This window comes from Comamonas testosteroni ATCC 11996 (assembly GCF_000241525.1).
In the GTDB taxonomy this organism is placed as follows: domain Bacteria; phylum Pseudomonadota; class Gammaproteobacteria; order Burkholderiales; family Burkholderiaceae_C; genus Comamonas; species Comamonas testosteroni.
The window spans coordinates 200,142-224,844 of the sequence record NZ_AHIL01000029.1 but is presented as its reverse complement, the minus strand read 5'-3'; the positions used below and the strand labels follow the sequence as shown (position 1 = coordinate 224,844).

At 61.9% G+C, this 24,703-nt stretch carries 22 protein-coding genes; 8 read left to right on the top strand and 14 right to left on the bottom strand.

The features are described 5' to 3' along the window. Nucleotides 1-9 precede the first annotated feature (9 nt). From CTATCC11996_RS12560 to CTATCC11996_RS12530, 7 genes are all read right to left on the bottom strand, one after another. Nucleotides 10-2,937: a motility hub landmark protein FimV gene (locus CTATCC11996_RS12560; protein ID WP_003076603.1), complete on the bottom strand. Its 2,928-nt coding sequence runs from the start codon at nucleotides 2,935-2,937 to the stop codon at nucleotides 10-12. A gap of 371 nt (nucleotides 2,938-3,308) precedes the next feature. Beyond that, entirely contained in the window at nucleotides 3,309-4,421 is a 1,113-nt protein-coding gene (gene asd, locus CTATCC11996_RS12555; RefSeq protein WP_003076601.1) for an aspartate-semialdehyde dehydrogenase, read from the bottom strand. A gap of 373 nt (nucleotides 4,422-4,794) precedes the next feature. Continuing rightward, on the bottom strand, nucleotides 4,795-5,871 hold the full coding sequence (gene leuB / locus CTATCC11996_RS12550) for a 3-isopropylmalate dehydrogenase (RefSeq protein ID WP_003076597.1): 1,077 nt from the start codon (nucleotides 5,869-5,871) through the stop codon (nucleotides 4,795-4,797). Between the two features lie 252 nt (nucleotides 5,872-6,123). Beyond that, nucleotides 6,124-6,780, bottom strand: a complete 657-nt coding sequence (gene leuD, locus CTATCC11996_RS12545; protein WP_003076595.1) for a 3-isopropylmalate dehydratase small subunit — start codon at nucleotides 6,778-6,780, stop codon at nucleotides 6,124-6,126. 25 nt (nucleotides 6,781-6,805) lie between these two features. Further along, a complete protein-coding gene (locus tag CTATCC11996_RS12540; protein WP_003076592.1) occupies nucleotides 6,806-6,931 on the bottom strand; it encodes an entericidin A/B family lipoprotein in 126 nt (41 codons plus the stop codon). Nucleotides 6,932-6,955: 24 nt separating this feature from the next. Next, complete coding sequence (leuC, locus tag CTATCC11996_RS12535) at nucleotides 6,956-8,377, bottom strand: 3-isopropylmalate dehydratase large subunit (protein ID WP_003076591.1); 1,422 nt, start codon at nucleotides 8,375-8,377, stop codon at nucleotides 6,956-6,958. Nucleotides 8,378-8,434: 57 nt separating this feature from the next. Beyond that, a complete protein-coding gene (locus CTATCC11996_RS12530) occupies nucleotides 8,435-9,403 on the bottom strand; it encodes a LysR family transcriptional regulator (RefSeq protein ID WP_003076589.1) in 969 nt (322 codons plus the stop codon). 350 nt (nucleotides 9,404-9,753) lie between these two features. On the opposite strand from CTATCC11996_RS12530, the gene CTATCC11996_RS12525 reads away from it, so the two are divergent. Further along, complete coding sequence (locus tag CTATCC11996_RS12525) at nucleotides 9,754-11,058, top strand: tetratricopeptide repeat protein (RefSeq protein ID WP_236597877.1); 1,305 nt, start codon at nucleotides 9,754-9,756, stop codon at nucleotides 11,056-11,058. 65 nt (nucleotides 11,059-11,123) lie between these two features. Here the strand turns inward: CTATCC11996_RS12525 and dnaJ are convergent, their stop codons facing one another. The 3 genes from dnaJ to grpE all read right to left on the bottom strand — a co-directional run bounded on the left by dnaJ (nucleotide 11,124) and on the right by grpE (nucleotide 14,963). Further along, nucleotides 11,124-12,257, bottom strand: a complete 1,134-nt coding sequence (dnaJ, locus tag CTATCC11996_RS12520) for a molecular chaperone DnaJ (RefSeq protein ID WP_003076586.1) — start codon at nucleotides 12,255-12,257, stop codon at nucleotides 11,124-11,126. Between the two features lie 100 nt (nucleotides 12,258-12,357). Then, complete coding sequence (gene dnaK / locus CTATCC11996_RS12515) at nucleotides 12,358-14,295, bottom strand: molecular chaperone DnaK (RefSeq protein WP_003076584.1); 1,938 nt, start codon at nucleotides 14,293-14,295, stop codon at nucleotides 12,358-12,360. A 122-nt stretch (nucleotides 14,296-14,417) separates the two neighbouring features. Continuing rightward, nucleotides 14,418-14,963 carry a nucleotide exchange factor GrpE gene (grpE, locus tag CTATCC11996_RS12510; RefSeq protein ID WP_003076582.1) on the bottom strand — a complete coding sequence of 182 codons (546 nt, stop codon included), beginning with the start codon at nucleotides 14,961-14,963 and terminating at the stop codon, nucleotides 14,418-14,420. A gap of 313 nt (nucleotides 14,964-15,276) precedes the next feature. Here grpE and rpsF point away from each other — a divergent pair, with 313 nt between their 5' ends. The 5 genes from rpsF (at nucleotide 15,277) to dnaB (ending at nucleotide 18,298) form a co-directional block, all read left to right on the top strand. Beyond that, a complete protein-coding gene (rpsF, locus tag CTATCC11996_RS12505) occupies nucleotides 15,277-15,639 on the top strand; it encodes a 30S ribosomal protein S6 (protein WP_003057922.1) in 363 nt (120 codons plus the stop codon). Nucleotides 15,640-15,659: 20 nt separating this feature from the next. Beyond that, nucleotides 15,660-15,950 carry a primosomal replication protein N gene (priB, locus tag CTATCC11996_RS12500; protein ID WP_003076580.1) on the top strand — a complete coding sequence of 97 codons (291 nt, stop codon included), beginning with the start codon at nucleotides 15,660-15,662 and terminating at the stop codon, nucleotides 15,948-15,950. A gap of 18 nt (nucleotides 15,951-15,968) precedes the next feature. After that, nucleotides 15,969-16,250 (top strand): 30S ribosomal protein S18, encoded by a 282-nt coding sequence (rpsR, locus tag CTATCC11996_RS12495; RefSeq protein ID WP_003057920.1) that lies wholly within the window; start codon nucleotides 15,969-15,971, stop codon nucleotides 16,248-16,250. A gap of 11 nt (nucleotides 16,251-16,261) precedes the next feature. After that, nucleotides 16,262-16,714, top strand: coding sequence for a 50S ribosomal protein L9 (gene rplI, locus CTATCC11996_RS12490; protein WP_003057918.1), 453 nt, complete (start codon nucleotides 16,262-16,264; stop codon nucleotides 16,712-16,714). A 150-nt stretch (nucleotides 16,715-16,864) separates the two neighbouring features. Then, nucleotides 16,865-18,298 carry a replicative DNA helicase gene (gene dnaB / locus CTATCC11996_RS12485; protein WP_034348979.1) on the top strand — a complete coding sequence of 478 codons (1,434 nt, stop codon included), beginning with the start codon at nucleotides 16,865-16,867 and terminating at the stop codon, nucleotides 18,296-18,298. A 159-nt stretch (nucleotides 18,299-18,457) separates the two neighbouring features. Here dnaB and CTATCC11996_RS12480 read toward each other — a convergent pair whose 3' ends face one another. From CTATCC11996_RS12480 to CTATCC11996_RS12465, 4 genes are all read right to left on the bottom strand, one after another. Further along, the gene (locus CTATCC11996_RS12480) at nucleotides 18,458-18,862 is read right to left on the bottom strand and encodes a hypothetical protein (protein ID WP_003076576.1); all 405 of its coding nucleotides are present in this window, start codon (nucleotides 18,860-18,862) and stop codon (nucleotides 18,458-18,460) included. Beyond that, nucleotides 18,863-20,611 carry a PhoH family protein gene (locus CTATCC11996_RS12475; protein ID WP_003076574.1) on the bottom strand — a complete coding sequence of 583 codons (1,749 nt, stop codon included), beginning with the start codon at nucleotides 20,609-20,611 and terminating at the stop codon, nucleotides 18,863-18,865. Nucleotides 20,612-20,832: 221 nt separating this feature from the next. After that, nucleotides 20,833-21,321, bottom strand: coding sequence for a peroxiredoxin (locus tag CTATCC11996_RS12470; RefSeq protein ID WP_003057908.1), 489 nt, complete (start codon nucleotides 21,319-21,321; stop codon nucleotides 20,833-20,835). 139 nt (nucleotides 21,322-21,460) lie between these two features. Further along, nucleotides 21,461-21,829, bottom strand: coding sequence for an Mth938-like domain-containing protein (locus CTATCC11996_RS12465; RefSeq protein ID WP_003076571.1), 369 nt, complete (start codon nucleotides 21,827-21,829; stop codon nucleotides 21,461-21,463). Nucleotides 21,830-21,995: 166 nt separating this feature from the next. On the opposite strand from CTATCC11996_RS12465, the gene CTATCC11996_RS12460 reads away from it, so the two are divergent. Both CTATCC11996_RS12460 and CTATCC11996_RS12455 read left to right on the top strand, forming a co-directional pair. Next, nucleotides 21,996-23,285 carry a pyridoxal phosphate-dependent aminotransferase gene (locus CTATCC11996_RS12460; RefSeq protein ID WP_003057902.1) on the top strand — a complete coding sequence of 430 codons (1,290 nt, stop codon included), beginning with the start codon at nucleotides 21,996-21,998 and terminating at the stop codon, nucleotides 23,283-23,285. A 68-nt stretch (nucleotides 23,286-23,353) separates the two neighbouring features. After that, nucleotides 23,354-24,688: a homoserine dehydrogenase gene (locus CTATCC11996_RS12455; protein ID WP_003064309.1), complete on the top strand. Its 1,335-nt coding sequence runs from the start codon at nucleotides 23,354-23,356 to the stop codon at nucleotides 24,686-24,688. Nucleotides 24,689-24,703: the final 15 nt, after the last annotated feature.

The following is a 24,703-nucleotide window of genomic DNA, read 5'->3' as shown; positions in this document are numbered from 1 at the left end:
TCAAATCAATCAACCAATCTGAGAGAGAAGGCTGTGAGCCTTGGCCTTGAGATCGCCATGGGCTTCGGCGATCACTTCCTCGATCAGTGTACGCGCTCCGTCGCTGTCGCCGATGGCATTGAACTCTTCGGCCAGGGCCAGCTTGGTGGCCAGCGGGTCTTCGGGTTCGGAGGGCGCTGGCACGGCGTCGACTGGCGCGGCGATATCGGCTGTGCCCAGATCCAGCGACAGGCCGCTGAGGTCGAAAGTCACCTCGGGTTGTGCAGGAGCGGCGGCGGCGAGGCTGTCGCTCTCCTCGGTCGGCTGCAAGCTCAGGGCTTCGCCACCTTGCACTTCGTCCAGTTTCTCCAGGCTGGAGGATAGGTTCAGCGGAGCTGTTTCCTGTCCGCCGTCTGGCTCGGGCTGTGTCTGCAAAGGCAGGGTGAAACTGTCGAGGTCGAACTCGAGTGCATTCAGAGAGCTTTGCTCGGCGGGCGCGGGAGCTGCGACAGGGGCCGGAGCTTGAGATGCCGTGGCGGGCAGGCTGAACGAGGCCAGATCATCGAGATCCAGGTTCAGGCCATTGTCTGCGGTTGTAACTGCCGGTTCTGCGGAGGGGGCAGAAGGAGTGTCCCACTGTGCCAGTGCTGCGAAGTCCTGTTCGTTGGGCAAGGAAACGGGCTCGGAGGGCACAGGCGCTGCGCTGGCCGCAGTGTCGGGCAGGCCTGCTGGCAGTTCCAGATCCATGTCGAAGTCCATGCCGGCGGGCTCTGTGGGAGGGCCTTCGCGGCTGGCCGCGGCTTCGGCTGCCTGTGCCGCAGCCAATGCCGAGCCGAAGCCCACGGCGGCGGCCACGCCGCCTTGCAAGGCGGTCGATGGAGCGGTGGGGTTGAAGGCGTTGGGCGCAGCCGCTGCGCCTGCCTGGGACTGGGGGGCGCCGCCCAGCTGGTAGGTCAGGTTTTCAGGATCCAGGATGCGGCCCTGATCGGCCAGTCGCTGCCATTCGGGGCCCTTGCCCTGGGTCAGGGCAAAGACGTTGTTGGCAACTGATGCGTAGGCCATGCGGTCATGGCGCTTGGCATAGATTTCAGCCAGCTTCTGGTGCAGCACCAGACGGTTGGGGTCGGTGCGCAGCGCTTCCTTGAGGATTTCCTCGGCCTGCAGGTCGCGGCCGTAGGCCAGGTACACATCGGCTTCGGCCAGCGGGTCCACATCGCCGGCGTCGAGCTGGCTGGGAGAGTACTGCATGGACTGGCCCGACATCTGGCTGCTGCTGGTCGTGGTGTCCACGCGCTGGCCGCCACTGGCGCCGAAGAAGGAGTCCGCCGACAGCTGGCTGTCGCCCAGCGTGCTGTCCGCGCCTGCCGCAGCGGCTTTGCGACGCTGAGACACACGGTAGCCGCCATAGCCCAGAAGCAGGGCCAGCAGTGCTGCTCCAGCCAGCGGAATGGTCGGGTCTTCCATCAGACTGTCGATAAAGCTGGGCTCCTCGGGAATGGGGGCCGGTGCCGCCACAGGCTTGGGAGGTGCAACCGGTGCCGGTGCAGGCGCTGCAGGCTCGGCTGCGGCTTGTGCCGGTTCGCCTTCGGCCGGAGCTGGTGCGGGCATGGTGTCGCCTGGCTTGCCGGCATCGGCTGCTGCAGCCTCGGGTGCGGCTGGGGCAGGGGTAGCAGGCGTTGCAGGCGCATCAGCAGCTGGAGCGGGGGCGGGGGCGGGCGCTGCTGCATTGGCGGTGCTGGCCGCGGGCACGGTGACTGTGGGGCTTGCCGCTGGCGCAGCTGCAGCCGCGGTGCCTGCTGCGGGAGCTGCCGCCGTACCTGCGGGCTTGGTGGCTGCCGCAATCTGGCTTAGCTCGGCCATATTGCGTTTGAGCTCATCGGCGCGCGCAGATTGGTCTGCGGCCTGTTTTTGCTGGGCCACTTGCTCATCGGCGGCCACGCCCTTGACGGAGCCCTTGGACAGGGTCAGCTTGTCGGGGGCTGCGGTGGCGGCCTTGGCATCTGCGACGTGGGCCTGAACCTGGCCGGAAGCGCTGCGCGATGCTGCTTCCACAGGTGCCACAGGTGCCACGCCAGCCAGTTGACGGCGGAACTGGTTGAAATCCTGAGACTGGGCCGCCATGATCTGGCGGGCTTCCTTGGCCGAGGTGGCCTGAGCGGCTGCCTGATCGGGCAGCTGGATTACCGCGCCGCTGCGCATGCGGTTGATGTTGCCCTTGACAAAGGCCTGCGGGTTGCTGCGCAGCATGGCGACCAGCATCTGATCGAGCGATACGCCTGCTGGCTTGTGCGCTGCAGCAATGCGACCTGCGGTGTCTCCTGTCCTGACGCGAACTTCATCACCGCTGCCAGCAGGTGCCGCAGTGCCAGCCTGGCGTTTTTGCTGCGGCTTGGTTGCCGTTTCGTCTAGATCGCGGTCATTGCGCAGATCCCGACCGGCCGCGTTGACAGGGCTGGGCGCCGGGCGTGCAGTCACGGCGGGACGCACAGGCGCAGGCGCCGCGGCAGGCGTGGCCTGCGCAGCGGTCGTGGGCGTCGGGGCCGGGCGGCGCGTTGCAGGGGGGTCGAGCAGCAAGGTGTAGTTGCGCTGCAGCTTGCCCGATGCCCAGTTGGCATCGATCACCAGGTCGACAAAGGGATCGTTGACCGGCTGAAAGCTGCTGAGCTTGAGCACGGCCGAGCCGTTGGCGCGTTTTTGCACCTGCACACGCACCGAGTTGGCCGTACCCGTGAATTCCATGCCCTGGGCGCGGAATGCCGCTGGCGATGCGATAGCGGCCTGGAGGCTGTCGGCCTCGGCAGCGCTGAGCTGAGGGATCTCGACCTCGGCACGCAAGGGCTCGCCCAGAGCCGACTGCACCGTGATGCGGCCCAGTGCCAATGCCCATGCATCGGTGGCCGGCAGGCTTGACAGTGCGAGGGTGGCTGCGGCGAGCGCAGAAAGTTTCCAGCGTTGCATAGGGCTCAGACTTGATTCGTGCAGCCTACAGCCCTCTTGTTCTTGGTCGGGTTTGTGGCTGCGGTGCACATAAAAATTGGAAATTCCAGCAGGCGGCAAAGGTCTCTCGGCCCGGCGGACATAGTTTGCATTGTCAACGACGCTATTGCAATGTGAGCAAAAGCTGGGTCGGCAAGGCTCTCAATTGTTGTCGATTGGCAACGAGATGAAACCTAATGTAGGTTTGCTGACGGTTTGCATTCGCCCGAATAGACGAACAATTGTCACCCAAGCCCAGAGCTTGGACATGAAAAAAGCGCCAGTCATCACTAGGATGACTGGCGCTTTGCTGTGCTGGATCAAGCCCGCTGCGGGCTTGATGGCGGCGCAGATCAGGCGGCCAGCAGAATGCGCAGCATGCGGCGCAGCGGCTCGGCAGCGCCCCACAGCAGCTGGTCACCGATCACGAAGGCCGAAACGTACTCAGGGCCCATATTGAGCTTGCGCACGCGGCCCACGGCCACTTCCAGGCCGCCGGTGGTCGCTGCGGGAGTCAGTTCCTTGACGGTCAGGGCGCGGTCGTTGGCCACGAACTTGACCCAGGGATTGCCGCCCTTGATCAGGGCTTCGATCTCTTCGAGGGGCAGATCCTTCTTGAGCTTCAGGGTCAGGGCCAGAGAGTGGCAGCGCATGGCGCCGATGCGCACGCACAGGCCGTCCACGGGGATCGTGGCTTCGGTGCCCAGGATCTTGTTGACCTCGGCCTGGCCCTTCCATTCTTCCTTGGACTGGCCGTTGGGCAACTGCACATCGATCCAGGGGATCAGGCCGCCGGCCAGAGGTGCTCCGAAGAATTCGGTGGGCACATCGTCACGGATGGTCTGGGCCACCTTGCGGTCGATTTCCAGAATCGCCGAAGCAGGGGTCGCCAGCTCGTCGGCGACGGCGGCGTGCACCACGCCCATGCCCTTGAGCAGTTCGCGCATGTGGTTGGCGCCACCGCCCGATGCGGCCTGGTAGGTCATGGAGGAGACCCATTCCACCAGACCAGCCTTGAACAGACCGCCCAGGCCCATCAGCAGGATGGAGTTGGTGCAGTTGCCGCCGATCCAGTTCTTGCCGCCGGCGGCCAGCTTTTGCTGGATCAGATCGTCGTTGACGGGGTCCAGCACGATGACGGCGTCGCCCTCCATGCGCAGCGAAGAGGCGGCGTCAATCCAGTGGCCACTCCAGCCGGCGGCGCGGATCTTGGGGAAGACTTCCTTGGTGTAGTCGCCACCCTGGCAGGTGATGATGATGTCGCACTTGGACAGCTCGGTGATGTCGTTGGCGTCCTTCAGCTCGGTGTGCACGGTGGCCATGGCCGGGGCCTTGCCGCCGGCATTGGAGGTGGAGAAGAACACGGGCTCGATCAGCGCGAAGTCGCCTTCGGCCTGCATACGGTCCATCAGCACGGAGCCGACCATGCCGCGCCAGCCCACCAAACCTACCAATTGCTTGCTCATTTGAAACGCCCTTTCAGTTTTGAAAACAGTAGCTTGAGACTGCTTCGGCCGGCTCGTCAGGGCCGGAAGGGGCGCGCGACGAACCGGGCTGGGTCAGCCTGTAATCGTCTTAATGGTGATTGCGCGCGCATTCACACCGGCAAGCTTTGCGGGTGTGACGATTTCGGGAGCGAAGGTGCGTGCGGCAAACATAAGAGTTGTCATTCTAGCGACTAGAGAAAAAGCTTGAAGAACTAAAAGTGCTTGAAACTCTAGTCAAAACGTCGAAATAAATGATTTATTTTTGACGTTTTGTTTTATTTGGCGCCGAAATTTGCGTCAAACCCAAAGCCGCCGCTTACGGCGGCGGCCGGGCTTCAGCGGTTTCGGTGCCTCAGACGCTGGCCAGCGCCTTGACCACGGCATCACCCATTTCACGGGTGCTGACCTTGGTCGTGCCTTCGCTGTAGATGTCGGCAGTGCGCAGGCCGTCGGCCAGCACCTTTTGCACGGCGGCTTCGATCTTCTGGGCGGCTGCTTCCTGGCCCAGGCTGAAGCGCAGCATCATGGCGGCCGACAGAATGGTGGCCAGGGGGTTGGCGATGCCCTTGCCGGCAATGTCGGGAGCCGAGCCGTGGCTGGGTTCGTACAGGCCTTGCTTCTTGTCGTTGAGGCTGGCGCTGGGCAGCATGCCGATGGAGCCGGTCAGCATGGAGGCTTCGTCGGAGAGGATGTCGCCGAACATATTGCCGGTCACCACCACGTCGAAGCGCTTGGGCTCCTTGACCAGCTGCATGGCGGCGTTGTCCACGTACATGTGGTCCAGCGCCACGTCGGGGTACTGCTTGGCGACTTCGGTGACCACGTCTTTCCACAGCTGGAAGGTTTCCAGCACATTGGCCTTGTCCACGCTGGTCACGCGCTTGTCGCGCTTCTGGGCAGCCTGGAAGGCGACATGGGCGATGCGCTCGATCTCAGGGCGCGTGTAGCGCATGGTGTCGAAGGCTTCCTCGGCACCGGGGAAGTGACCATCGGGAGCCACACGGCGGCCGCGCGGCTGGCCGAAGTAGATGTCGCCGGTCAGCTCGCGGATGATGAGGATATCGAGGCCCGCAACCAGCTCGGGCTTGAGGCTGGAGGCGTGGGTCAGTTCCTTGTAGCAGATGGCGGGACGGAAGTTGGCGAACAGGCCCAGGGCCTTGCGCAGGCCCAGAATGGCCTGCTCGGGGCGCAGGGGGCGGGCCAGTGTGTCGTACTTCCAGTCGCCCACCGCACCGAACAGAATCGCGTCGGCTTCCTGGGCCAGCTTCAGCGTGGCAGGAGGCAGAGGGTGGCCGGCAGCTTCATAGCCGGCGCCGCCCACGGGAGCGGTTTCCATCTCCAGGCCCAGATTCAGGGCCTCGAGCACCTTGACGGCTTCCGCGACGATTTCGGGACCGATGCCATCACCGGGCAAAACTGCAATCTTCATGATGTTCCTTTGATTAATTTGATAGCTGCTTGCGCTTTTTATTCATAGATTTCAGATTGAATTAGTGCTGATATTCATGAATAGAAGGCGCAAGCAGCTCATTTATGGGTAGCAACCTAAAAACAAGCACGCCCCAAACAAGGAGGCATCAAGCAAGGGCCGCCCCGCAGCGAAGATGCCGTCCCCCTTCCGATGCAACGCATCGAGAAAGGGGGAAGCCGCGGGGCCGCCTAGGCAAAGCGGCTCAGGGGGTTATTTCTGCAAGAGCGTATGCGCCAGCCAGGGCTTTTGCGCCAGGCGCTCGGCTTCGAAGGCCTTGATCTTGTCGGCATGGCGCATGGTCAGGCCGATATCGTCGAAGCCGTTGAGCAGACAGTACTTGCGAAAGGCGATGACGTCGAAGGCGATCTCTTCGCCCTGGGGCCTCAGGATCACCTGGCGCTCCAGGTCAATGGTCAGCTCGTAGCCGGGGAAGGCCGCGACGTCGTTGAACAGCTGGTCGATCGTGGCCTCGGGCAGCACGATGGGCAGCAGACCGTTCTTGAAACTGTTGTTGAAGAAGATGTCGGCAAAGCTGGGGGCCAGGATGGCGCGGAAACCGTACTGGTCCAGGGCCCAGGGCGCGTGCTCGCGGCTGGAGCCGCAGCCGAAGTTCTTGCGCGCGATCAGGATGCTGGCGCCCTTGAAGCGGGGCTGGTTGAGCACGAACTCGGGGTTGGGCTTGCGGTCGGCTTCGGGCACGCCGGGCTGGCCGGGCTGGTCCAGATAGCGCCACTCGTCAAACAGGTTGGGGCCGAAGCCGGTCTTCTTGATGGACTTCAGGAACTGCTTGGGAATGATGGCGTCGGTGTCGACGTTCTCGCGGTCCATGGGGGCGACAAGGCCCTTGTGCACGGTGAATTTTTGCATGGCGTGAATTCCAGGGATCAAGGGTTCAGCGAGCGGCACGTTCGATGGCGCTGCCGGCACTTTGCACGTCCTGGCCCAGGCACTTGACGGTGTTGCAGGCGGCCATGGTGAAGGCCAGGCCGATCAAGAGAATCGTGACGGAAGGCTTCATGCTCTGTCTCGCTGAAGAAATGGTTTAGGAGAACTTGCGGATGTCGACAAAGTGGCCGTGGATGGCTGCCGCAGCGGCCATGGCGGGGCTGACGAGGTGGGTGCGGCCACCGGCGCCCTGACGGCCTTCGAAGTTGCGGTTCGAGGTCGACGCGCAGCGCTCGCCGGGCTCCAGGCGGTCGGCGTTCATGGCCAGGCACATGGAGCAGCCGGGTTCGCGCCATTCAAAGCCGGCGGCCTTGAAGATCTGGTCCAGGCCTTCACGCTCGGCCTGTTCCTTGACCAGACCGGAGCCGGGCACCACCATGGCCAGCTTGATGTTCTTGGCGACCTTCTGGCCCAGGTTCTTGACCACGGCTGCGGCTTCGCGCATGTCTTCGATGCGGCTGTTGGTGCAGGAGCCGATGAACACCTTGTCGACAAAGATGTCGTTGATGGGCTTGCCGGGCTCCAGCGCCATATAGGTCAGCGCACGTTCGATGGCGCCGCGCTTGTTCGAGTCCTTTTCCTTGTCGGGATCGGGAACGACGGCATCGATGCCCAGCACCATCTCGGGGCTGGTGCCCCAGGTCACCTGGGGCACGATGTCGGCGGCGTTCAGCTCCACCACGCGGTCGAACTTCGCATCTGCGTCGGAATGCAGCGTCTTCCAGTAGCCGACGGCGGCATCCCATTCGCCGCCCGTGGGCGCCAGGGGGCGGCCCTTGATGTAGTTGATGGTCTTGTCGTCCACGGCCACGAGACCTGCACGGGCGCCGCCTTCGATGGCCATGTTGCAGACCGTCATGCGGCCTTCCACGCTCAGGTCGCGGATGGCTTCGCCGGCAAACTCGATGGTGTAGCCCGTGCCGCCGGCGGTGCCGATCTTGCCGATGATGGCCAGCACGATGTCCTTGGCGGTGATGCCGGGCGCGACCTTGCCGTTGACCTGCACCAGCATGTTCTTGGCCTTCTTGGCCAGCAGTGTCTGGGTGGCCATCACATGCTCGACCTCGGAGGTGCCGATGCCGTGGGCCAGCGCGCCGAAAGCGCCATGGGTGGAGGTGTGGCTGTCGCCGCAGACCACGGTCATGCCGGGCAGGGTCGCGCCTTGCTCGGGGCCCATGACGTGAACAATGCCCTGGCCCTTGTCCATGAAGGGAAAGAAGGCCGCCGAGCCGAACTCGGCAATATTGCTGTTCAGCGTGGTGATCTGTTCCTTGCTGATGGGGTCGGCAATGCCGTCATAGCCGCGCTCCCAGCCGTCGGTGGGCGTGTTGTGGTCGGCCGTGGCCACGACCGAGCTGACGCGCCACAGCTTGCGCCCGGCCATGCGCAGGCCTTCAAAGGCCTGGGGGCTGGTGACTTCGTGCACCAGATGGCGGTCGATATAGAGGACAGAGGTGCCGTCTTCCTCGGTGTGAACGACGTGCTCGTCAAAAATCTTGTCGTAGAGGGTGCGTCCCATGGTGGTCTCGTGAGGTTGGTTTGTTGGGAGGATTCTGTTGTGGCTTGATGCGATGTTTCAAGCCTTGGCACTGGCAGGGCAGAGGTGATCGACCAGCAGGCGGGTGGTCACCGGCAGCGCTTCAAAATCGCGGGCCACCACGCAGAGTTCGCGGTGCGCCCAGTCGTCGGTGAGCTGCACGGCGCGCAGATGGCCCACGCCATGCATCAGCTCGAAGGCGCGGTCGGGCAGCAGGCCCAGTCCCAGGCCGTTGTCGATCATGCGGCACATGGCGTCCAGGCTGGTGACCTGGATGCGCTGGTGCAGCGGGTGGCCGGCCTGGGCTGCGGCAGCACGCATGGCCAGACTGATCGAGGAGCCGGCATGCAGGCTGACGATGTCCCATTCCAGCACTTCGGTGAAGGCGACGCTTTCGCGCTCGGCCAGGGCGTGGCGCTCGGGCACGACGACGACCAATCGGTCGTTGCGGTAGCTCCGGTACTGCAGCGGCACATTGCCCTGGGTCAGCTGAACGGTGGCCTGATTGCCTTCGTTGCTCCTGATATTGCCCAGCGTGCAGATGCCGATATCGGCAGTGCCCTCGGCCACGGCGCTCAGCACGTCGGGGCTCAGATGCTCCTGCAGATCGATCTTGATCTGGCTGTGTTCGCGCGCAAAGGCTCCCAGGTCTTCGGGCAGAAACTGCACGATGGCCGACATGTTGGCGTGCATGCGCACATGGCCGCGCACGCCGTCGGCATATTCGGAGAGCTCGCCTTGCATGCGCTCCAGCCCGTACAGCACATTGCGCGCATGGTGCAGCAGGCTCTCGCCGGCCGGCGTCAGCGTCACGCCGCGGCTGTGGCGATAGAGCAGGGCGGTATCCACCGTCGCTTCCAGGTCGGACAGGCGCTTGCTGACGGCCGAGGCCGCAATGAACTCGCGTTCAGCGGCGCGGCCAATGCTGCCCAGTTCGCACACGGCGACGAACAGCTGAAGCGAGGTGAGATCGATGCGGCGCGCAAAACTGCGCTCTGAATTCTTCATGGGGCAGGCTCAAGTCTTCTCGTTTCGAGAAGTTTTCAGCATTTTTACCGATTAATCTAGCTGTATCCATCTTTGAATGAGATGTCTTGCTTGACGATGGGTAAATTTTGGAGATGGGTGAATTCTTGCTTTGCGATGACTTGGCGAGACCTGAGAATGCGATGTTGCATTTGTCAGTCTTGCGCACTTGCATTTTCATAGCGAAGACTCTAGATGCCAGAATCGTTCAAGCCTGATCCGGGCTGAGGTGCGGAAGTCTTTCTGGTGCCTGAGTTCCGGCATTTTTTTACAAAGTAAATCGTCAGTAAAGCAGCCAGGAATCGACGCTATTCGCTGCAAAAATGTGAGTCATGAGAGTTCCCAACCATCCGATGTCCGACAGTGAGCCTTCCGAGTTGCCAGCTATGGCTTCGGGGGCGCCCCTCTTGCACCGCAGCCGTTGCTGGAGCCATGCCTGCCTGCTGGCAGCTGCACTGGCGCTGGGCGGCACTGCCTTGCCAGCTGTGGCCAAGGGCAAGACCCCGGCCAAATCCAGTGCGGCCGCGCCAGCCAAATCGTCCAAGTCCGCCAAGAGCACGAGTGCAGGTGCTGCCAAATCTTCATCGGCCAAGTCCACCGGCAAGGCCGGTAAAAAAGGGCGCACCGGCCGCAATGCAGCGGTCGCTGGTGCTGCGGCAGCAGGTGCGGCAGCGGCCGCTCCGCTGGGCCGTGAGCATTGGACGCCGGAGGCCAGGAACAATCAGGCCGAAGATGCCAAGGAGCTGGCAGCCATACGTGCAGCAGCACAGGCGGGCGACGCCAAGGCCCAGTATCTGCTGGGCTCGCGCTACCGTTTTGGCAAAGGTGTGAATCAGGACCTGGCACAGGCTGTGCACTGGTATCGCCAGTCGGCTGACCAGGGCTATGCGCCTGCGCAGTCCGACCTGGGAGTGCTCTATGCCAATGGGAGGGGCGTGACTCTGGACGAGGCGCAGGCTGTGAACTGGTACCGCAAGGCGGCAGAGCAGGGCGACGGCATCGCCCAGAACAACCTGGGTCTGATGTATGCCGAGGGCCGAGGCGTGGCGGCCGATGATGCACAGGCTGTGCAATGGTTCGAGCGTTCGGCCAAAAGCGGCGAGGCTGCAGGTCAGTACAGCCTGGGGGTGATGCTCTCCAGCGGCCGGGGCGTCAAGGAGGACGGTCGGGCTGCCCTGCAATGGTTTGAACAGGCGGCCGAGAAAGGCCATGCCGACGCCCAGTACAACACCGGCATGATCTATGCCGTAGGTGCGCTGGTGCCGCAGGATCTGACGCGCGCGGCGCGGTGGCTGGAGAAGTCGGCCGGTCAGGGCAATGCGGCGGCCCAGTCGTCTTTGGGTTTCCTGTATGCCAACGGCCAGGGCGTGCCGCAGGATGCAGGCCAGGCGGCGCGCTGGTTTGATCGTGCAGCCAAGCAGGGCTACACCCTGGCGCAGTCGAATCTGGCAGCCATGTATGTCAGTGGTCAGGGCGTGCAAAAAGACATGGGCAAGGCCTATTTCTGGCTGGCTATCGCTCATGCCAAGGATCCCTCGCTGCAAAGCCGCATGCAGACTGCCGAGCAGGCATTGAGCCCCGCAGAGCGGCTGAAGGTGCAGCGCGAGGTGCGCAACTGGAAGCCCGGCAAGGAGTGATCGACGCGCCATGAAAAAAGCCCATCAGGCATTGCCGATGGGCTTTTTGTTGGGGCACAGGGGGCTTAGCTGAAGAAGCTCTTCAGGCGGTCCGTCCAGCTTTCGCCGCTGGGCGAATGCTTGGAGCCGCCCTTCTTGAGCGATTCGTCCAGGTCCTTGAGCAGCTTGCGCTGGTACTCGGTGAGCTTGACCGGAGTCTCCACCACGATGTGGCAGTACAGATCGCCGGGGTAGCTCGAGCGAATGCCCTTGATGCCCTTGCCGCGCAGGCGGAACTGCTTGCCGGCTTGCGTGCCTTCGGGAATGTCGATCGCAGCCTTGCCTTGCAGCGTGGGTACTTCGATTTCGCCACCCAGGGCGGCGGTGATGAAGCTCACGGGCACGTTGCAGTGCAGATCGTCGCCGTCGCGCTCGAAGATGTCATGGTCCTTGACGCGAATCTCGATATAGAGGTCGCCTGCCGGCCCGCCATTGGTGCCGGGCTCGCCATTTCCGGCCGAGCGGATGCGCATGCCGTCGTCGATGCCGGCTGGAATCTTCACTTCCAGCGTCTTCTGACGCTTGACCTTGCCCTGGCCGCCGCAGGATGTGCAGGGCTCGGGGATGATCTTTCCCGTGCCACGGCAGTGCGGGCAGGTCTGCTGCACGCTGAAAAAGCCCTGGCGCATCTGCACCGTGCCCATGCCGTTGCAGGTGGTGCAGGTCTTGGTGCTGGTGCCGGGCTTTGCGCCGCTGCCGCTGCAGGTGTCGCAGCTGTCCCAGCTCGGAATGCGGATCTGGGCATCCTTGCCCTTGGCAGCCTCTTCCAGGGTGATTTCCATGGAGTAGCTGAGGTCGTTGCCGCGGTAGACCTGACGGCCGCCGCGACCGCCGCGGCCGCCGCCGCCGTTGAACATATCGCCAAAGATATCGCCAAAGGCCTCGGCAAAGCCGCCAAAGCCCTCGCCGCCGCCCATACCGCGATTGGGATCCACGCCGGCATGGCCGTACTGGTCGTAGGCCGCGCGTTTCTGGCTGTCGGAAAGCATCTCGTAGGCCTCTTTGACCTCCTTGAATTTTTCCTCTGCTTCCTTGGCCTTGTCGCCCTGATTGCGGTCAGGGTGGAACTTCATCGCCAGCTTGCGATAGGCCTTCTTGATGTCATCGTCCGAGGCGCTTTTGGCAACGCCCAGAACTTCATAGTAGTCACGTTTGGACATGTGAGTTTTCGGTCGGATAGAACAGGAACGCCGCGCCAGCTCCTGGGAGCCCGGCGCGGCGGCAAGCGGTCAATGGTTTGAGGCCAGGACCTGCCCGCGCTTAGTCCTTCTTGACTTCCTTGACTTCGGCGTCAACCACGTTGTCGTCAGCGGCAGCCGATGCGCCGGCGGAGGCACCTGCTGCGGCAGCAGCGGCTTCGGCACCGCCTGCGGCCTGTGCATCGGCGTACATCTTCTCGCCCAGCTTCTGGCTGGCCGTCATCAGGGCCGTGGTCTTGGCGTCGATGGCGTCCTTGTCCTCGCCCTTGAGCGCCTCTTCCAGCTCCTTGACGGCGGTTTCGATGGTGCTCTTTTCGGCGGCATCGAGCTTGTCGCCATGCTCGGCCAGGCTCTTGTTGACGCTGTGAACAGCGGCTTCGCCCTGGTTCTTGGCAGTCACCAGCTCCAGCTTCTTCTTGTCGTCGGCTGCGTTCAGCTCAGCATCCTTGACCATGTTCTGGATTTCTTCTTCCGACAGGCCAGAGTTCGCCTTGATGGTGATCTTGTTTTCCTTGCCGGAAGCCTTGTCCTTGGCCGACACGTTCAAGATGCCGTTGGCGTCGATGTCGAAGGTCACTTCGATCTGGGGCACGCCACGACCTGCGGGCGGAATGCCTTCCAGGTTGAACTCGCCCAGCATCTTGTTGGCGCTGGCGATCTCGCGCTCGCCCTGGAACACCTTGATGGTCACGGCAGGCTGGTTGTCTTCAGCCGTGGAGAAGGTCTGCGCGAACTTGGTGGGGATGGTCGTGTTCTTGCTGATCATCTTGGTCATGACGCCGCCCAGGGTTTCGATACCCAGAGACAGGGGAGTCACGTCCAGCAGCAGCACGTCGGAACGCTCGCCACCCAGCACCTGGCCCTGCACGGCAGCGCCCACGGCCACAGCTTCGTCGGGGTTCACATCCTTGCGGGGATCCTTGCCGAAGAATTCCTTGACCTTTTCCTGCACCTTGGGCATGCGGCTCATACCGCCGACCAGGATCACGTCGTGGATGTCGGAGACCGAGATGCCGGCATCCTTGATGGCGGTGCGGCAAGGCGCAATCGTGCGCTCGATCAGATCGTCCACCAGCGATTCCAGCTTGGCGCGGGTCAGCTTGATGTTCAGGTGCTTGGGGCCTGTGGCATCGGCGGTGATGTAGGGCAGGTTGATGTCGGTCTGGGCGGAGTTCGACAGCTCGATCTTGGCCTTTTCAGCAGCTTCCTTCAGGCGCTGCAGTGCCAGCACGTCCTTGGACAGGTCGACGCCTTGTTCCTTCTTGAACTCGTCGATGATGTAGTTGATGATGCGCTGGTCGAAGTCTTCGCCGCCCAGGAAGGTGTCGCCGTTGGTCGACAGCACTTCGAACTGCTTTTCGCCGTCCACGTCGGCGATTTCGATGATGGAGACGTCGAAAGTGCCGCCACCCAGGTCATACACGGCCACCTTGCGGTCGCCCTTGCCCACCTTGTCCAGGCCGAAGGCCAGGGCAGCAGCGGTAGGTTCGTTGATGATGCGCTTGACTTCCAGACCCGCGATGCGGCCGGCGTCCTTGGTGGCCTGGCGCTGAGCGTCGTTGAAGTAGGCGGGCACGGTGATGACGGCCTCGGTCACGGCTTCGCCCAGGAAGTCCTCGGCGGTCTTCTTCATCTTGCGCAGCACTTCGGCGCTGATCTGGGGAGGCGCCAGCTTCTGGTCGCGCACTTGCACCCAGGCGTCGCCGTTGTCGGCCTTGACGATCTGGAAGGGCATCAGGTCGATGTCCTTTTGCACCTCGGCTTCGGCAAACTTGCGGCCGATCAGGCGCTTGGCAGCGTAGATGGTGTTCTTGGGGTTGGTGACGGCCTGGCGCTTGGCGGATGCGCCGACCAGGATTTCGCCGTCTTCTTGATAGGCAACGATAGAGGGGGTGGTGCGGGCACCTTCGCTGTTCTCGATCACGCGGGTGTTGTTGCCCTCCATGATGGCGACGCAGCTGTTGGTGGTGCCCAGGTCAATACCGATGATTTTTCCCATAATTCTCTCCGTAATCTGTTGAATGTTTGCTTGATTCGTCACTTGTGGGCGTAGTGGCCGGCTTCAAGAGCCGTCACTCACAATTTTTGCCCTGACGGTGGGTTTTCTTATGTCTTGCGGGCTCAGCCCTGGGCCACGGTCACCAGCGCGGGGCGCAGGATGCGATCGGCGATCGCATAGCCCTTTTGCAGCACGGCCACCACGGTGTTGGCGGGCTGGTCGGCGGGAACCATGGAGATGGCCTGGTGGTGGTGAGGGTCGAACTTCTCGCCTGCAGCGGGATTGATGGCCAGCACCTTGTTGCGCTCCAGGGCCGAATTCAGCTGGCGCAGCGTAGCGTCCGAGCCTTCGCGCAGTTGCTCGGGTGTCGCGTTCTGGATGGCCAGGGCCGCGTCCAGGCTGTCGATCACGGGTAGCAGGCTTTCGGCAAAGCTCTCGATGCCGAACTTGCGTGCCTTTGCGACCTCTTCTTCGGCGCGGCGGCGCATGTTCTCGGCGTCGGCCTTGGCACGCAGGTATTGGTCGGCCAGTTCCGCGCTCTTGGCCTTGAGTTCTTCCAGCTCGGCCTGCAGACGACCCAGTTCGTCCGACGCATTGGCTGCCAGGGCCGTTTCCAGTTCCTCGGGGCTGGCGTCGTTGATGGTGTTGGGGTTTTGGTTCTCGGTCATAGTTGGTGAAGGTTTCTCAAAACTTAAGACAATCTGTCTTCCAGATGCGCTCCGGCAGGTCTATTTCAAGACCTGTGCGGCCCGACAAGGGCGAGGGGCGCAGCGGCTGAAGCGATCCTGCAGGATTTGCGGAGCATTCTAGGAGAGTAAGTGCTTGTGATTCCAGGACCTCTCGCCTTGATTGACCGATGCTAATCGCAGGTTTATAGGCCCCTGAGTGTACAGATAGTCTGCTACTCAGCTAGAATCTCACGTTTTGCCTTGCCGCACCGCTACAGACGCAGTGGGCGGCGTTTACCCAAAAGGAGTCGTTATGCGTCATTACGAAATCATTTTGTTGATCCATCCGGATCAAAGCGAACAAGTTCCCGCGATGCTGGAGCGCTACAAGGGCATGATTGCTGCTGGTGGCGGCAAGGTGCATCGCGAAGAAGATTGGGGCCGTCGTCAGCTGGCTTACATGATCAACAAGCTCGCTAAGGCTCACTACCTGTGCCTGAACATCGAAGCCGACCAGGCTGTGATGGCTGAACTGGAACACGCCTTCAAGTTCAACGATGCCGTGCTGCGTCACCTGACTGTGCAGAAGAAGAAGGCTGATACAGCTGCTTCCGCCATGATGAAGAGCGTTGAGCGCGAAGAAGCCCGCAAGGCCAACCAGGCTGAGCACGCTTAATAGCATCAGACACTGAAGGAGTGGAAAACCGCGTTGTATTGACGGGCCTTCTCGCAGAGCAAGCCGCTTTGCGCTACACGCCCGCCGGATTGCCGGCCCTGGATTTGCGAATTGAGCACAGTTCGCAGCAACAAGAGCTGGGCAGTGCGCGCAACGTGAATGCATCTGTCAAGGCTGTTGCCTTTGGCGCCCTGGCTGAAAAGCTGGCCCGCCAAGCACCCGGTAGCCAATGGACCTTTCAAGGTTTTCTGGCCACGCCGCGCAATAGCAAGATGCTGGTTTTACACATTCAGGATATTCAACAAAATTAATTTTCAAGAGGTCCAGCAATGGCCACGTTCAAGAAATTCAACAAGGACAAGCGTCCTAAGCGCAACACCCAGTCGCTGCTGTTCAAGCGCAAGCGTTTCTGCCGCTTCACAGTCGCCGGCGTCGAAGAAATCGACTACAAGGATGTCGACACCCTGCGTGACTTCATCGCCGAAAACGGCAAGATCGTGCCCGCACGCCTGACCGGCACGCGCGCCATCTATCAGCGTCAGCTGAACACAGCCATCAAGCGCGCTCGCTTCCTGGCTATGCTGCCCTACTCTGACCAGCACAAGATCTAAGGAGCACGACAATGCAAATCATTCTGCTCGAAAAGGTTGTGAACCTGGGTAACCTGGGCGATATCGTCAAGGTCAAGGACGGTTACGCTCGTAACTTCCTGATCCCCTCCGGCGCTGCACGTCGTGCAACAGCTGCTGCCAAGGCTGAATTCGAAGCCAAGCGCGCTGAGCTGGAAAAGGCTGCTGCCGAGAAGCTGGCTGCCGCTCAAGAACTGAGCGAAAAGCTCAACGGCGCCAACGTGAAGATCACTCAGAAGGCCGGCGTTGACGGTCGTCTGTTCGGCTCCATCACCAACGCCGACATCGCTGAAGAACTGGTCAAGGCCGGCTTCGCAGTGAACAAGTCGCAAGTGCGCATGCCCAACGGTCCCATCAAGACCGTTGGCGACGCCACTGTGGTGGTGGCTCTGCACACCGACGTGGCAGCAGAAGTTGCTGTCTCCGTGTACGGCGACCACTCCTAATTCAGGCTCTGTTCTGAATTGGCAAAAAGCCGCCTTCGGGCGGTTTTTTGTTTTCTGGTAATTGTTTGTCTCGCCAGCGTTTTTATCGTCACCCGCCGTGACGTCGCCACCGCCTCCCGCTACGATGGAGGACTTGTCTCTAGGAGTCTCATGTCGTCAGTAATGCCCCCGCTTGATCTGCAAGATGATGCATTCGCCCCGGTTCCCACTGCTGATCAGCAGGTGGCGCAACTGCGTGTGCCGCCGCACTCCATGGAGTCGGAATCTTCGGTGCTCGGTGGTCTGCTGCTGGACAACAATGCCTGGGAGCGCGTGGGTGACCTGCTTGGCGACGGCGACTTCTACCGGCACGAGCACAAGCTGATCTACGAAGCCATCGGCAAGCTGATCAATGCCAGCAAGCCGGCCGACGTGATCACGGTCTACGAGCATCTGCAGGGCATGGGCAAGGCCGAGGAAATCGGCGGCCTGATGTATCTGAACCAGCTGGCGCAGTATGTGCCCAGTGCCAGCAATATCCGCCGCTATGCGGAAATCGTGCGTGAGCGCGCCATCTTGCGCAAGCTGGTCACGGCCAGCGACGACATCGCAACCAACGCCTTCAATCCGCAGGGCAAGACCGTCGAGCGCATCCTCGACGAGGCCGAGCAGAAGATCATGGCGATCGGCGAGGAGGGGGCTCGCAACAAGCAGGGCTTCCAGTCGCTGGACACGCTGGTGGTGGATCTGCTGGACCAGGTCCAGGAGATGGCCGACAACCCCATGGATGTCACCGGCGTGCCCACAGGCTTTGTCGATCTGGATCGGATGACCTCGGGTCTGCAGGCCGGCGACATGGTGGTGCTGGCGGCGCGTCCGTCCATGGGCAAGACTTCGTTTGCCGTGAATATTGCCGAGCATGTGGCGCTCAATGAAGGCTTGCCGGTTGCCATCTTCTCCATGGAAATGGGCGCGGCCCAGCTGGCGGTTCGTATCGTCGGCTCCATCGGCCGCGTCAATCAGGGCAATCTGCGTACCGGCAAGCTCAGCGACGACGAGTGGCCGCGTCTGACCGAGGCCATCGAGCGATTGCGCACCGTGTCGCTGCATATCGACGAAACCCCTGGCCTGTCACCGACCGAGCTGCGTGCCAATGCGCGTCGTCTGGCGCGTCAGTGCGGCAAGCTGGGTCTGATCGTGGTCGACTACCTGCAGCTGATGAGTGGCTCGGGATCGGCCGCCAGCTCCGACAACCGTGCCACCGAACTGGGCGAAATCTCGCGGGGCTTGAAGATGCTGGCCAAGGAGCTGCAATGTCCGGTGATCGCGCTGTCCCAGCTCAACCGCTCTGTGGAGCAGCGGACTGACAAGCGCCCCATGATGTCCGACCTGCGTGAATCGGGCGCCATCGAGCAGGATGCGGACATCATCATGTTCATCTACCGCGACGACTACTACAACAAAGAGAGCAAGGAGCCCAATATTGCCGAGGTCATCATCGGCAAGCAGCGTAACGGGCCGACGGGGACGGTGAAGCTCTTCTTCCAGAAGAACCAGACGCGTTTCGAGAACCTGGCGCAAGGCTACGGCACGGATGAATACTAAAAAGCATAGCTGATAGCGCTTTTAGAACATGGATTTCAGAACTCTATAAATATGAAATCTATGAATAACGGGTGCTGACAGCTATCAAATTGAATGTGAACATAAGAAAAGCCCGCAAGGCGCGGACCTTGCGGGCTTTGTTTTTGAGTGGCTGCAGCGCTAGCGGCTGAACAGGTAGACGCCAAGGCCGATCACGCACAGTCCCAGCGCGCCGCAGGCCCAGGCAAGGCGCTGTGCGCCTATGCGCAGCGCACCCACGGTCGCGACGATCTGGGCATTTTGCTGGGCCAGCTTCTCGATGATCTCCAGCGACTGGCGCTGTGACTGCTCCAGCTGGGCGATGCGCTCCTCCTGCTGCTGGATCAGCAGCAGCGCCTGCTCGCCGGCGGAGGCTGGCGGCGAAATGCGCTGCGCAGCGCTTTGCGCGCTGGCGTCCTGCTCGCGCGCTTCGGCCTGAGCCTCTTTCTTCTTGAGCATGCCCTGGGCGGCCTTCACCACCTGGGGCGTGGCCTTGATGACCTCACCCCAGGGCACGAGCTTGAGCGCCGCGATCCAGCTGGCCACTTACAGCACCTCGCTGGCGAAGTCCGCCAGGCGCGAGCGTTCGCCGCGCGCCAGGGTGATGTGGCCGCTATGGGGCCAGCCCTTGAAGCGATCCACCACATAGGTCAGGCCCGAGCTGCCTTCGGTCAGGTAGGGCGTGTCGATCTGGGCCAGATTGCCCATGCAGATGATCTTGGTGCCGGGGCCGGCACGGGTGATCAGGGTCTTCATCTGCTTGGGCGTGAGGTTCTGGGCCTCGTCGATGATGACGTATTTGTTCAGGAAGGTGCGACCGCGCATGAAGTTCATGCTCTTGATCTTGATACGGCTGCGGATCAGCTCATTGGTGGCGGCGCGCCCCCATTCGCCGGCATTGCCGCCGTCGCCCTTGGCCAGGAACTCCAGGTTGTCGTCCAGGGCGCCCATCCAGGGACCCATCTTTTCCTCTTCCGTGCCGGGCAGGAAGCCGATATCCTCGCCCACGCTCACCGTGGCGCGGGTCATGATGATCTCGGTGTAGCGGCGCTCGTCCAGCACCTGTGCCAGGCCGGCGGCCAGGGCCAGCAGGGTCTTGCCGGTGCCTGCCGTGCCTGTCAGCGTGACAAAGTCGACCTCGGGGTTGACCAGCAGGTTCATGGCGAAGTTCTGCTCGCGATTGCGCGTGGACACGCCCCAGACGGCATTCTTGGGGTTGCCGAAGTCGCGCAGCGTCTTGAGCACGGCCGTCTTGTCGCGGATTTCGGTCACGCGCATGTAGAGGCTGGGCTCACCCGGTGCTTCGTAATAGACAAACTGGTTGATCATCAGCTGGTCGACGATGGCGCCGCTGACGCGGTAGTAGGTGATCGCGCCTTCCTGCCAGCTCTCCACATTCTTGCCGGCCTTGGCCCAGAAGTCGTGGGGCAGGGCCAGGGCGCCCGAATACAGCAGATCGCCGTCTTCCAGCACCTTGTCGTTCTGATAGTCCTCGGCAGCCAGGCCCAGGGCGCGTGCCTTGACGCGCATATTGATGTCCTTGGACACCAGCACGACTTCGCGATCCTTGTGCTGCTCGCGCAGGGCTGCGACCACGCCCAGAATCTGGTTGTCGGCCTTGCCCTGTGGCAGGCTGTCCGGCAGAGCGGCATTCAGAGGGTTGGTCTGGAAGTACAGCGTGCCAGTGGCGCTGCGCTGACCTGTGGCATTGAGCGGCAGGCCTTTTTCCAGGCCGTCGGCGGGCTGGGAGGCAACCAGGGAGTCCAGCGTGCGGCTGACCTGGCGGCCGTTGCGCGCCACCTCGGTCATGCCCTTCTTGTGATTGTCCAGCTCTTCCAGCACCACCATGGGCAGGAAGATGTCGTGCTCTTCAAAGCGGAACAGGCTGCTGGGGTCGTGCAGCAGCACATTGGTGTCCAGCACGAACAGCGTGGTCGGGCCGGTGCGCGTATTGCGGGCGCGGCGGGCAGGCTTGGCAGCTGCGTCGGCGGGTTTGGCAGGTGCTGCGGCAGCTGCCCCTGTCTTTGCTGCAGAGGCCGTTGCTGCGGCAGCCGTTGTTGTGACGGTCTTGCGCGGCCTGGCGGTTGCAGTGGCCGAGGCGGCGGGCTTGCTGGTGCTGCGGCGCGGCTTGGTGACCGCTGGGGCGGTCTCTGGAGTCACATTCAGGGCGGCTCCGTTGGAGGGGTTCAGATCCTCGTCAAGTTCTGCAGTCTGCCTGGCAGTCTTGCGAATGGACGAAAAGGCTTCTGCGGAGAGCTTTGCGGCGCGGTGGCCGGGTGCGGGGGGCAGGGGCATAGTGGACGAACCGTTCTCAACAAGATTCAAAAAGCACAAAGCCGCCTGGAAACCGAGGCGGCTTTGGTGGGGTGAACAGAGAATACTGCGTAGCACTGAGGCATGCCCCATTATGCATAGGCTGCGAGGGCCTGAAGCAGTATTTCCTGTTTTGCCTTGTTTAAAGACTTTGAAATACTTTGCGTGTAGATAATTGCAAGGTTTTCAGTCCCGGGCGGGGTTCAGGCCACCTTCTTGTCCTGAGTCTTCAGGCTTTTGACGGCCTTGAGTACTTCGTCCACGTGGCCGGGAACCTTCAGGCCACGCCATTCCTGCATCAGGATGCCGTCAGCGCCGATCAGGAAGGTGGAGCGCTCGATGCCCTTGACCTTCTTGCCGTACATGATCTTGTTCTTGACCACGCCAAACATGTGGCACATCTTCTCTTCGGTGTCGGCAATCAGCTCGAACGGCAGTTCCAGCTTTTCCTTGAAGTCGTTGTGCGAGTTCATGTTGTCGCGCGACACGCCGAACACGGTGGCGCCAGCCTTCACGAAATCCTTGTACTTATCGCGGAATTGCATTGCTTCCGTGGTACAACCCGGCGTGTTGTCCTTGGGGTAGAAATACAGGATCAGAATCTGGCCGTTGTGCGAGGTGTTGGACACCTTGACGCCGCCGGTGGCGTTGGCTTCAAATTCTGGGAGTGGTTTGTTGACAACGATCGCCATGCGCTTGTATCTCTCGGGTGTGTTCGTTGAAATGCCGAGGACGTCGGTGGTATTTTTGTTTTTATCAATCGATCGCCCCCAACCGCAACCTGCGATTTTACCCTGAAATACGTATTTCTCTCAATGTAAGCTCAGAAGTCTATGCTAGCAGCAGGGCTGCGACTACATTGCGGCCTTCGCTGGCCAGAACGTTATAGGTGCGGCAGGCCGATGCGGTGTCCATGCTCTCCAGTCCAATGCGTTTGGCGATCAGCGGTTTGAGCCAGGCCACAGGCGGAAAGCGGTTCTTGCTGCCGCTGCCGAAGAGGACGACTTCCGCATCCAGCTTGGCAAGCTCCTCGAAATGCTCGGCCGTCAGGTCTTCGAAACGGGTGCAGTTCCACTCGGTCAGCAGGCCGCGGGCTCCGACCAACAGACTGGTTTCGTGGTTTTGCTTGTCAACGGCGATCCAGCCCGGGCCATAGCCGGTGATGGTTTGCGCATCGGATTTGTCTGCCTGAAATTTCATGATGGAGAGTGTGCGCAATCGGCGCGCTGGACGGGTGCGATGGCTGCTGTCTCCATACAGAGAGGGTGGGGACATTGCTGCAGCGCGGAACTGTGCTTAAATTATAGGTTTCACCATGGCACTTAATGCGCCCTGGCGTGCCTGAAATCCTTTTGTATTGATTCGCATGAAAACCGTTCAAAAATCCGCCAAATTAGCAAACGTCTGTTACGACATCCGCGGGCCGATCATGGACGCGGCGAAGAAGATGGAGGACGACGGCCAGAAGATCATCAAGCTCAATATCGGCAATCTGGCCGTGTTCGGCTTCGATGCTCCGGAGGAAGTGCAGCAGGACATGATCCGCAACCTGCCCAACTCGGCAGGCTACTCCGACAGCAAGGGCATCTTCGCGGCGCGCAAGGCCGTGATGCATGAAACCCAGCGCCAGGGCATCAAGGGCGTGACACTGGACGATATCTATCTGGGCAACGGTGCTTCGGAGCTGATCAGCCTGGCCACCAACGCGCTGCTGGACAACGGCGACGAGATGCTGCTGCCTGCGCCCGACTATCCGCTGTGGACGGCTGCCACCAGCCTGTCCGGCGGCACGCCCGTGCATTACATGTGCGACGAGTCCAATGGCTGGATGCCCAACATGGACGACATCCGCGCCAAGATCACGCCGCGCACCAAGGGCATCGTCGTCATCAACCCCAACAACCCCACGGGTGCCCTGTACTCGAGGGAGCTGCTGCTGCAGATCGTGGAGCTGGCGCGCGAGCATGGCCTGGTCATCTTCGCTGACGAGGTCTACGACAAGGTGCTGTACGAGGATGCCAAGCACACGCCGCTGGGCAGCCTGTCCATCGATGTGCTGACCATTACCTTCAATTCCCTCTCCAAGGCCTACCGCTCCTGCGGCTACCGTGCTGGCTGGATGGTGATTTCGGGCGACAAAAAGCCCGCCAAGGATTACATTGAGGGCCTGAACATGCTCTCCAATATGCGCTTGTGCGCCAATGTGCCCGGCCAATGGGCGGTGCAGACGGCGCTGGGCGGTCACCAGAGCATCGATGCTTTGGTGCAGGAGGGCGGTCGCCTGCGCGTGCAGCGCGATCTCGCCTGGGAGCTGATCAACGCCATTCCCGGCGTGAGCTGCGTCAAGCCCCAGGGCGCGCTGTACATGTTCCCGCGCCTTGATCCCGCCGTCTACCCCATCCAGGACGACCAGGAATTCTTCCTCGAAGTGCTGCAGGAAACCAAGGTCATGCTGGTGCAGGGCACCGGCTTCAACTGGCCCGAGCCTGATCACTTCCGCATCGTGTTCCTGCCGCATGAGGCAGATCTGCGCGAGGCCATCAACCGGCTGGCAGCCTTCCTCGAGAAGTACCGCAAGCGCCATGGCACGGACAAGCCCAAGGCAGTGCCAGCAGAAAAGGCACTCAAGCCTGCCAAGGCTGAGAAAGCCGCGTAACTCATCTTTTTGATAGCTGGTGGCGCTTGATTTTCAAGCGCTTCAGCGCTTTTTTGACCTTAGAACTTATGAAACCCATCCAAGTAGGCCTGTTGGGCATTGGCACCGTAGGCAGCGGTACTTTCAATGTGCTGGAACGCAACCAAGACGAGATTCGCCGTCGTGCGGGTCGTGGCATTGAAATTACCATGGTCGCCGACTTGGATACCGAACGCGCCAAGAGCGTGGTGGGTGACAAGGTCAAGGTGGTCGGCGACGCACGTGAAGTCATCGCCAACCCCGATATCGATGTGGTGGTCGAGCTGATCGGCGGCTACGGCATTGCCAAGGCCCTGGTGCTGGAAGCCATCGCGGCCGGCAAGCATGTCGTGACCGCCAACAAGGCCCTGCTGGCCGTGCACGGTACGGAAATCTTCAAGGCCGCAGCCGAGAAGGGCGTGATGGTGGCCTATGAAGCTGCCGTGGCCGGTGGCATTCCCATCATCAAGGCACTGCGCGAAGGCCTGACTGCCAACTCCATCCAGTGGGTGGCCGGCATCATCAACGGCACGACCAACTTCATCCTGTCCGAAATGCGCGACAAGGGCCTGGACTTCGACGTGGTGCTCAAGGAAGCGCAGCGTCTGGGTTATGCCGAAGCCGACCCCACCTTCGACATCGAGGGTGTGGATGCGGCCCACAAGGCTACGCTGATGAGCGCGATTGCCTTCGGCATTCCCGTGCAGTTCGACAAGGCCTATGTAGAAGGCATCACCAAGCTGGCCGGTGCCGATATCCGTTACGCCGAGCAACTGGGCTACCGCATCAAGCTGCTGGGCATCACCAAGCGCACGGACAAGGGCATCGAGCTGCGCGTGCACCCCTCGCTGGTGCCTTCCAAGCGTCTGATCGCCAATGTGGAAGGCGCGATGAACGCCGTGGTGGTGAACGGCGATGCCGTGGGCACCACGCTGTACTACGGCAAGGGCGCCGGGTCCGAGCCCACCGCTTCCGCCGTGGTGGCCGACCTGGTGGATATCGCCCGCATGGACGGCTCTGATCCTGCCCACCGCGTGCCTGCCCTGGCCTTCCAGAGCAGCAGCCTGGCTGCCGCCGGCAGCGAGCTGCCCGTGCTGCCCATGGCCGAGGTCGTGACCAGCTACTACCTGCGCATCCGCGTGGCTGACGAAGCCGGAGTGCTGGCCAAGATCACCGGCCTGCTGGCCGGTGCCGGCATCAGCATCGATGCTGTGCTGCAGCGCGAGGCTGATGAAGTGGGTGGTGAAGGCTCGACCCAGACCGACCTGATCATCCTCACGCACGACACGCGCGAAGGGGATATGGACAAGGCCCTGGCGGAAATCCAGGGCCTGCCCACGGTGCTGGCTCCCATCACCCGCATCCGCAAGGAAGAGCTGAACTAAGGACTTGAGCATGTA

Excerpts from the sequence above, each read along its gene's own strand:
- CTATCC11996_RS12560 (WP_003076603.1), bottom strand. The coding sequence starts at position 2,937 with ATGCAACGCTGGAAACTTTCTGCGCTCGCCGCAGCCACCCTCGCACTG.
- asd (WP_003076601.1), bottom strand. The coding sequence starts at position 4,421 with ATGAGCAAGCAATTGGTAGGTTTGGTGGGCTGGCGCGGCATGGTCGGC.
- leuB (WP_003076597.1), bottom strand. The coding sequence starts at position 5,871 with ATGAAGATTGCAGTTTTGCCCGGTGATGGCATCGGTCCCGAAATCGTC.
- leuD (WP_003076595.1), bottom strand. The coding sequence starts at position 6,780 with ATGCAAAAATTCACCGTGCACAAGGGCCTTGTCGCCCCCATGGACCGC.
- CTATCC11996_RS12540 (WP_003076592.1), bottom strand. The coding sequence starts at position 6,931 with ATGAAGCCTTCCGTCACGATTCTCTTGATCGGCCTGGCCTTCACCATG.
- leuC (WP_003076591.1), bottom strand. The coding sequence starts at position 8,377 with ATGGGACGCACCCTCTACGACAAGATTTTTGACGAGCACGTCGTTCAC.
- CTATCC11996_RS12530 (WP_003076589.1), bottom strand. The coding sequence starts at position 9,403 with ATGAAGAATTCAGAGCGCAGTTTTGCGCGCCGCATCGATCTCACCTCG.
- CTATCC11996_RS12525 (WP_236597877.1), top strand. The coding sequence starts at position 9,754 with ATGAGAGTTCCCAACCATCCGATGTCCGACAGTGAGCCTTCCGAGTTG.
- dnaJ (WP_003076586.1), bottom strand. The coding sequence starts at position 12,257 with ATGTCCAAACGTGACTACTATGAAGTTCTGGGCGTTGCCAAAAGCGCC.
- dnaK (WP_003076584.1), bottom strand. The coding sequence starts at position 14,295 with ATGGGAAAAATCATCGGTATTGACCTGGGCACCACCAACAGCTGCGTC.
- grpE (WP_003076582.1), bottom strand. The coding sequence starts at position 14,963 with ATGACCGAGAACCAAAACCCCAACACCATCAACGACGCCAGCCCCGAG.
- rpsF (WP_003057922.1), top strand. The coding sequence starts at position 15,277 with ATGCGTCATTACGAAATCATTTTGTTGATCCATCCGGATCAAAGCGAA.
- rpsR (WP_003057920.1), top strand. The coding sequence starts at position 15,969 with ATGGCCACGTTCAAGAAATTCAACAAGGACAAGCGTCCTAAGCGCAAC.
- rplI (WP_003057918.1), top strand. The coding sequence starts at position 16,262 with ATGCAAATCATTCTGCTCGAAAAGGTTGTGAACCTGGGTAACCTGGGC.
- dnaB (WP_034348979.1), top strand. The coding sequence starts at position 16,865 with ATGTCGTCAGTAATGCCCCCGCTTGATCTGCAAGATGATGCATTCGCC.
- CTATCC11996_RS12475 (WP_003076574.1), bottom strand. The coding sequence starts at position 20,611 with ATGCCCCTGCCCCCCGCACCCGGCCACCGCGCCGCAAAGCTCTCCGCA.
- CTATCC11996_RS12470 (WP_003057908.1), bottom strand. The coding sequence starts at position 21,321 with ATGGCGATCGTTGTCAACAAACCACTCCCAGAATTTGAAGCCAACGCC.
- CTATCC11996_RS12465 (WP_003076571.1), bottom strand. The coding sequence starts at position 21,829 with ATGAAATTTCAGGCAGACAAATCCGATGCGCAAACCATCACCGGCTAT.
- CTATCC11996_RS12460 (WP_003057902.1), top strand. The coding sequence starts at position 21,996 with ATGAAAACCGTTCAAAAATCCGCCAAATTAGCAAACGTCTGTTACGAC.
- CTATCC11996_RS12455 (WP_003064309.1), top strand. The coding sequence starts at position 23,354 with ATGAAACCCATCCAAGTAGGCCTGTTGGGCATTGGCACCGTAGGCAGC.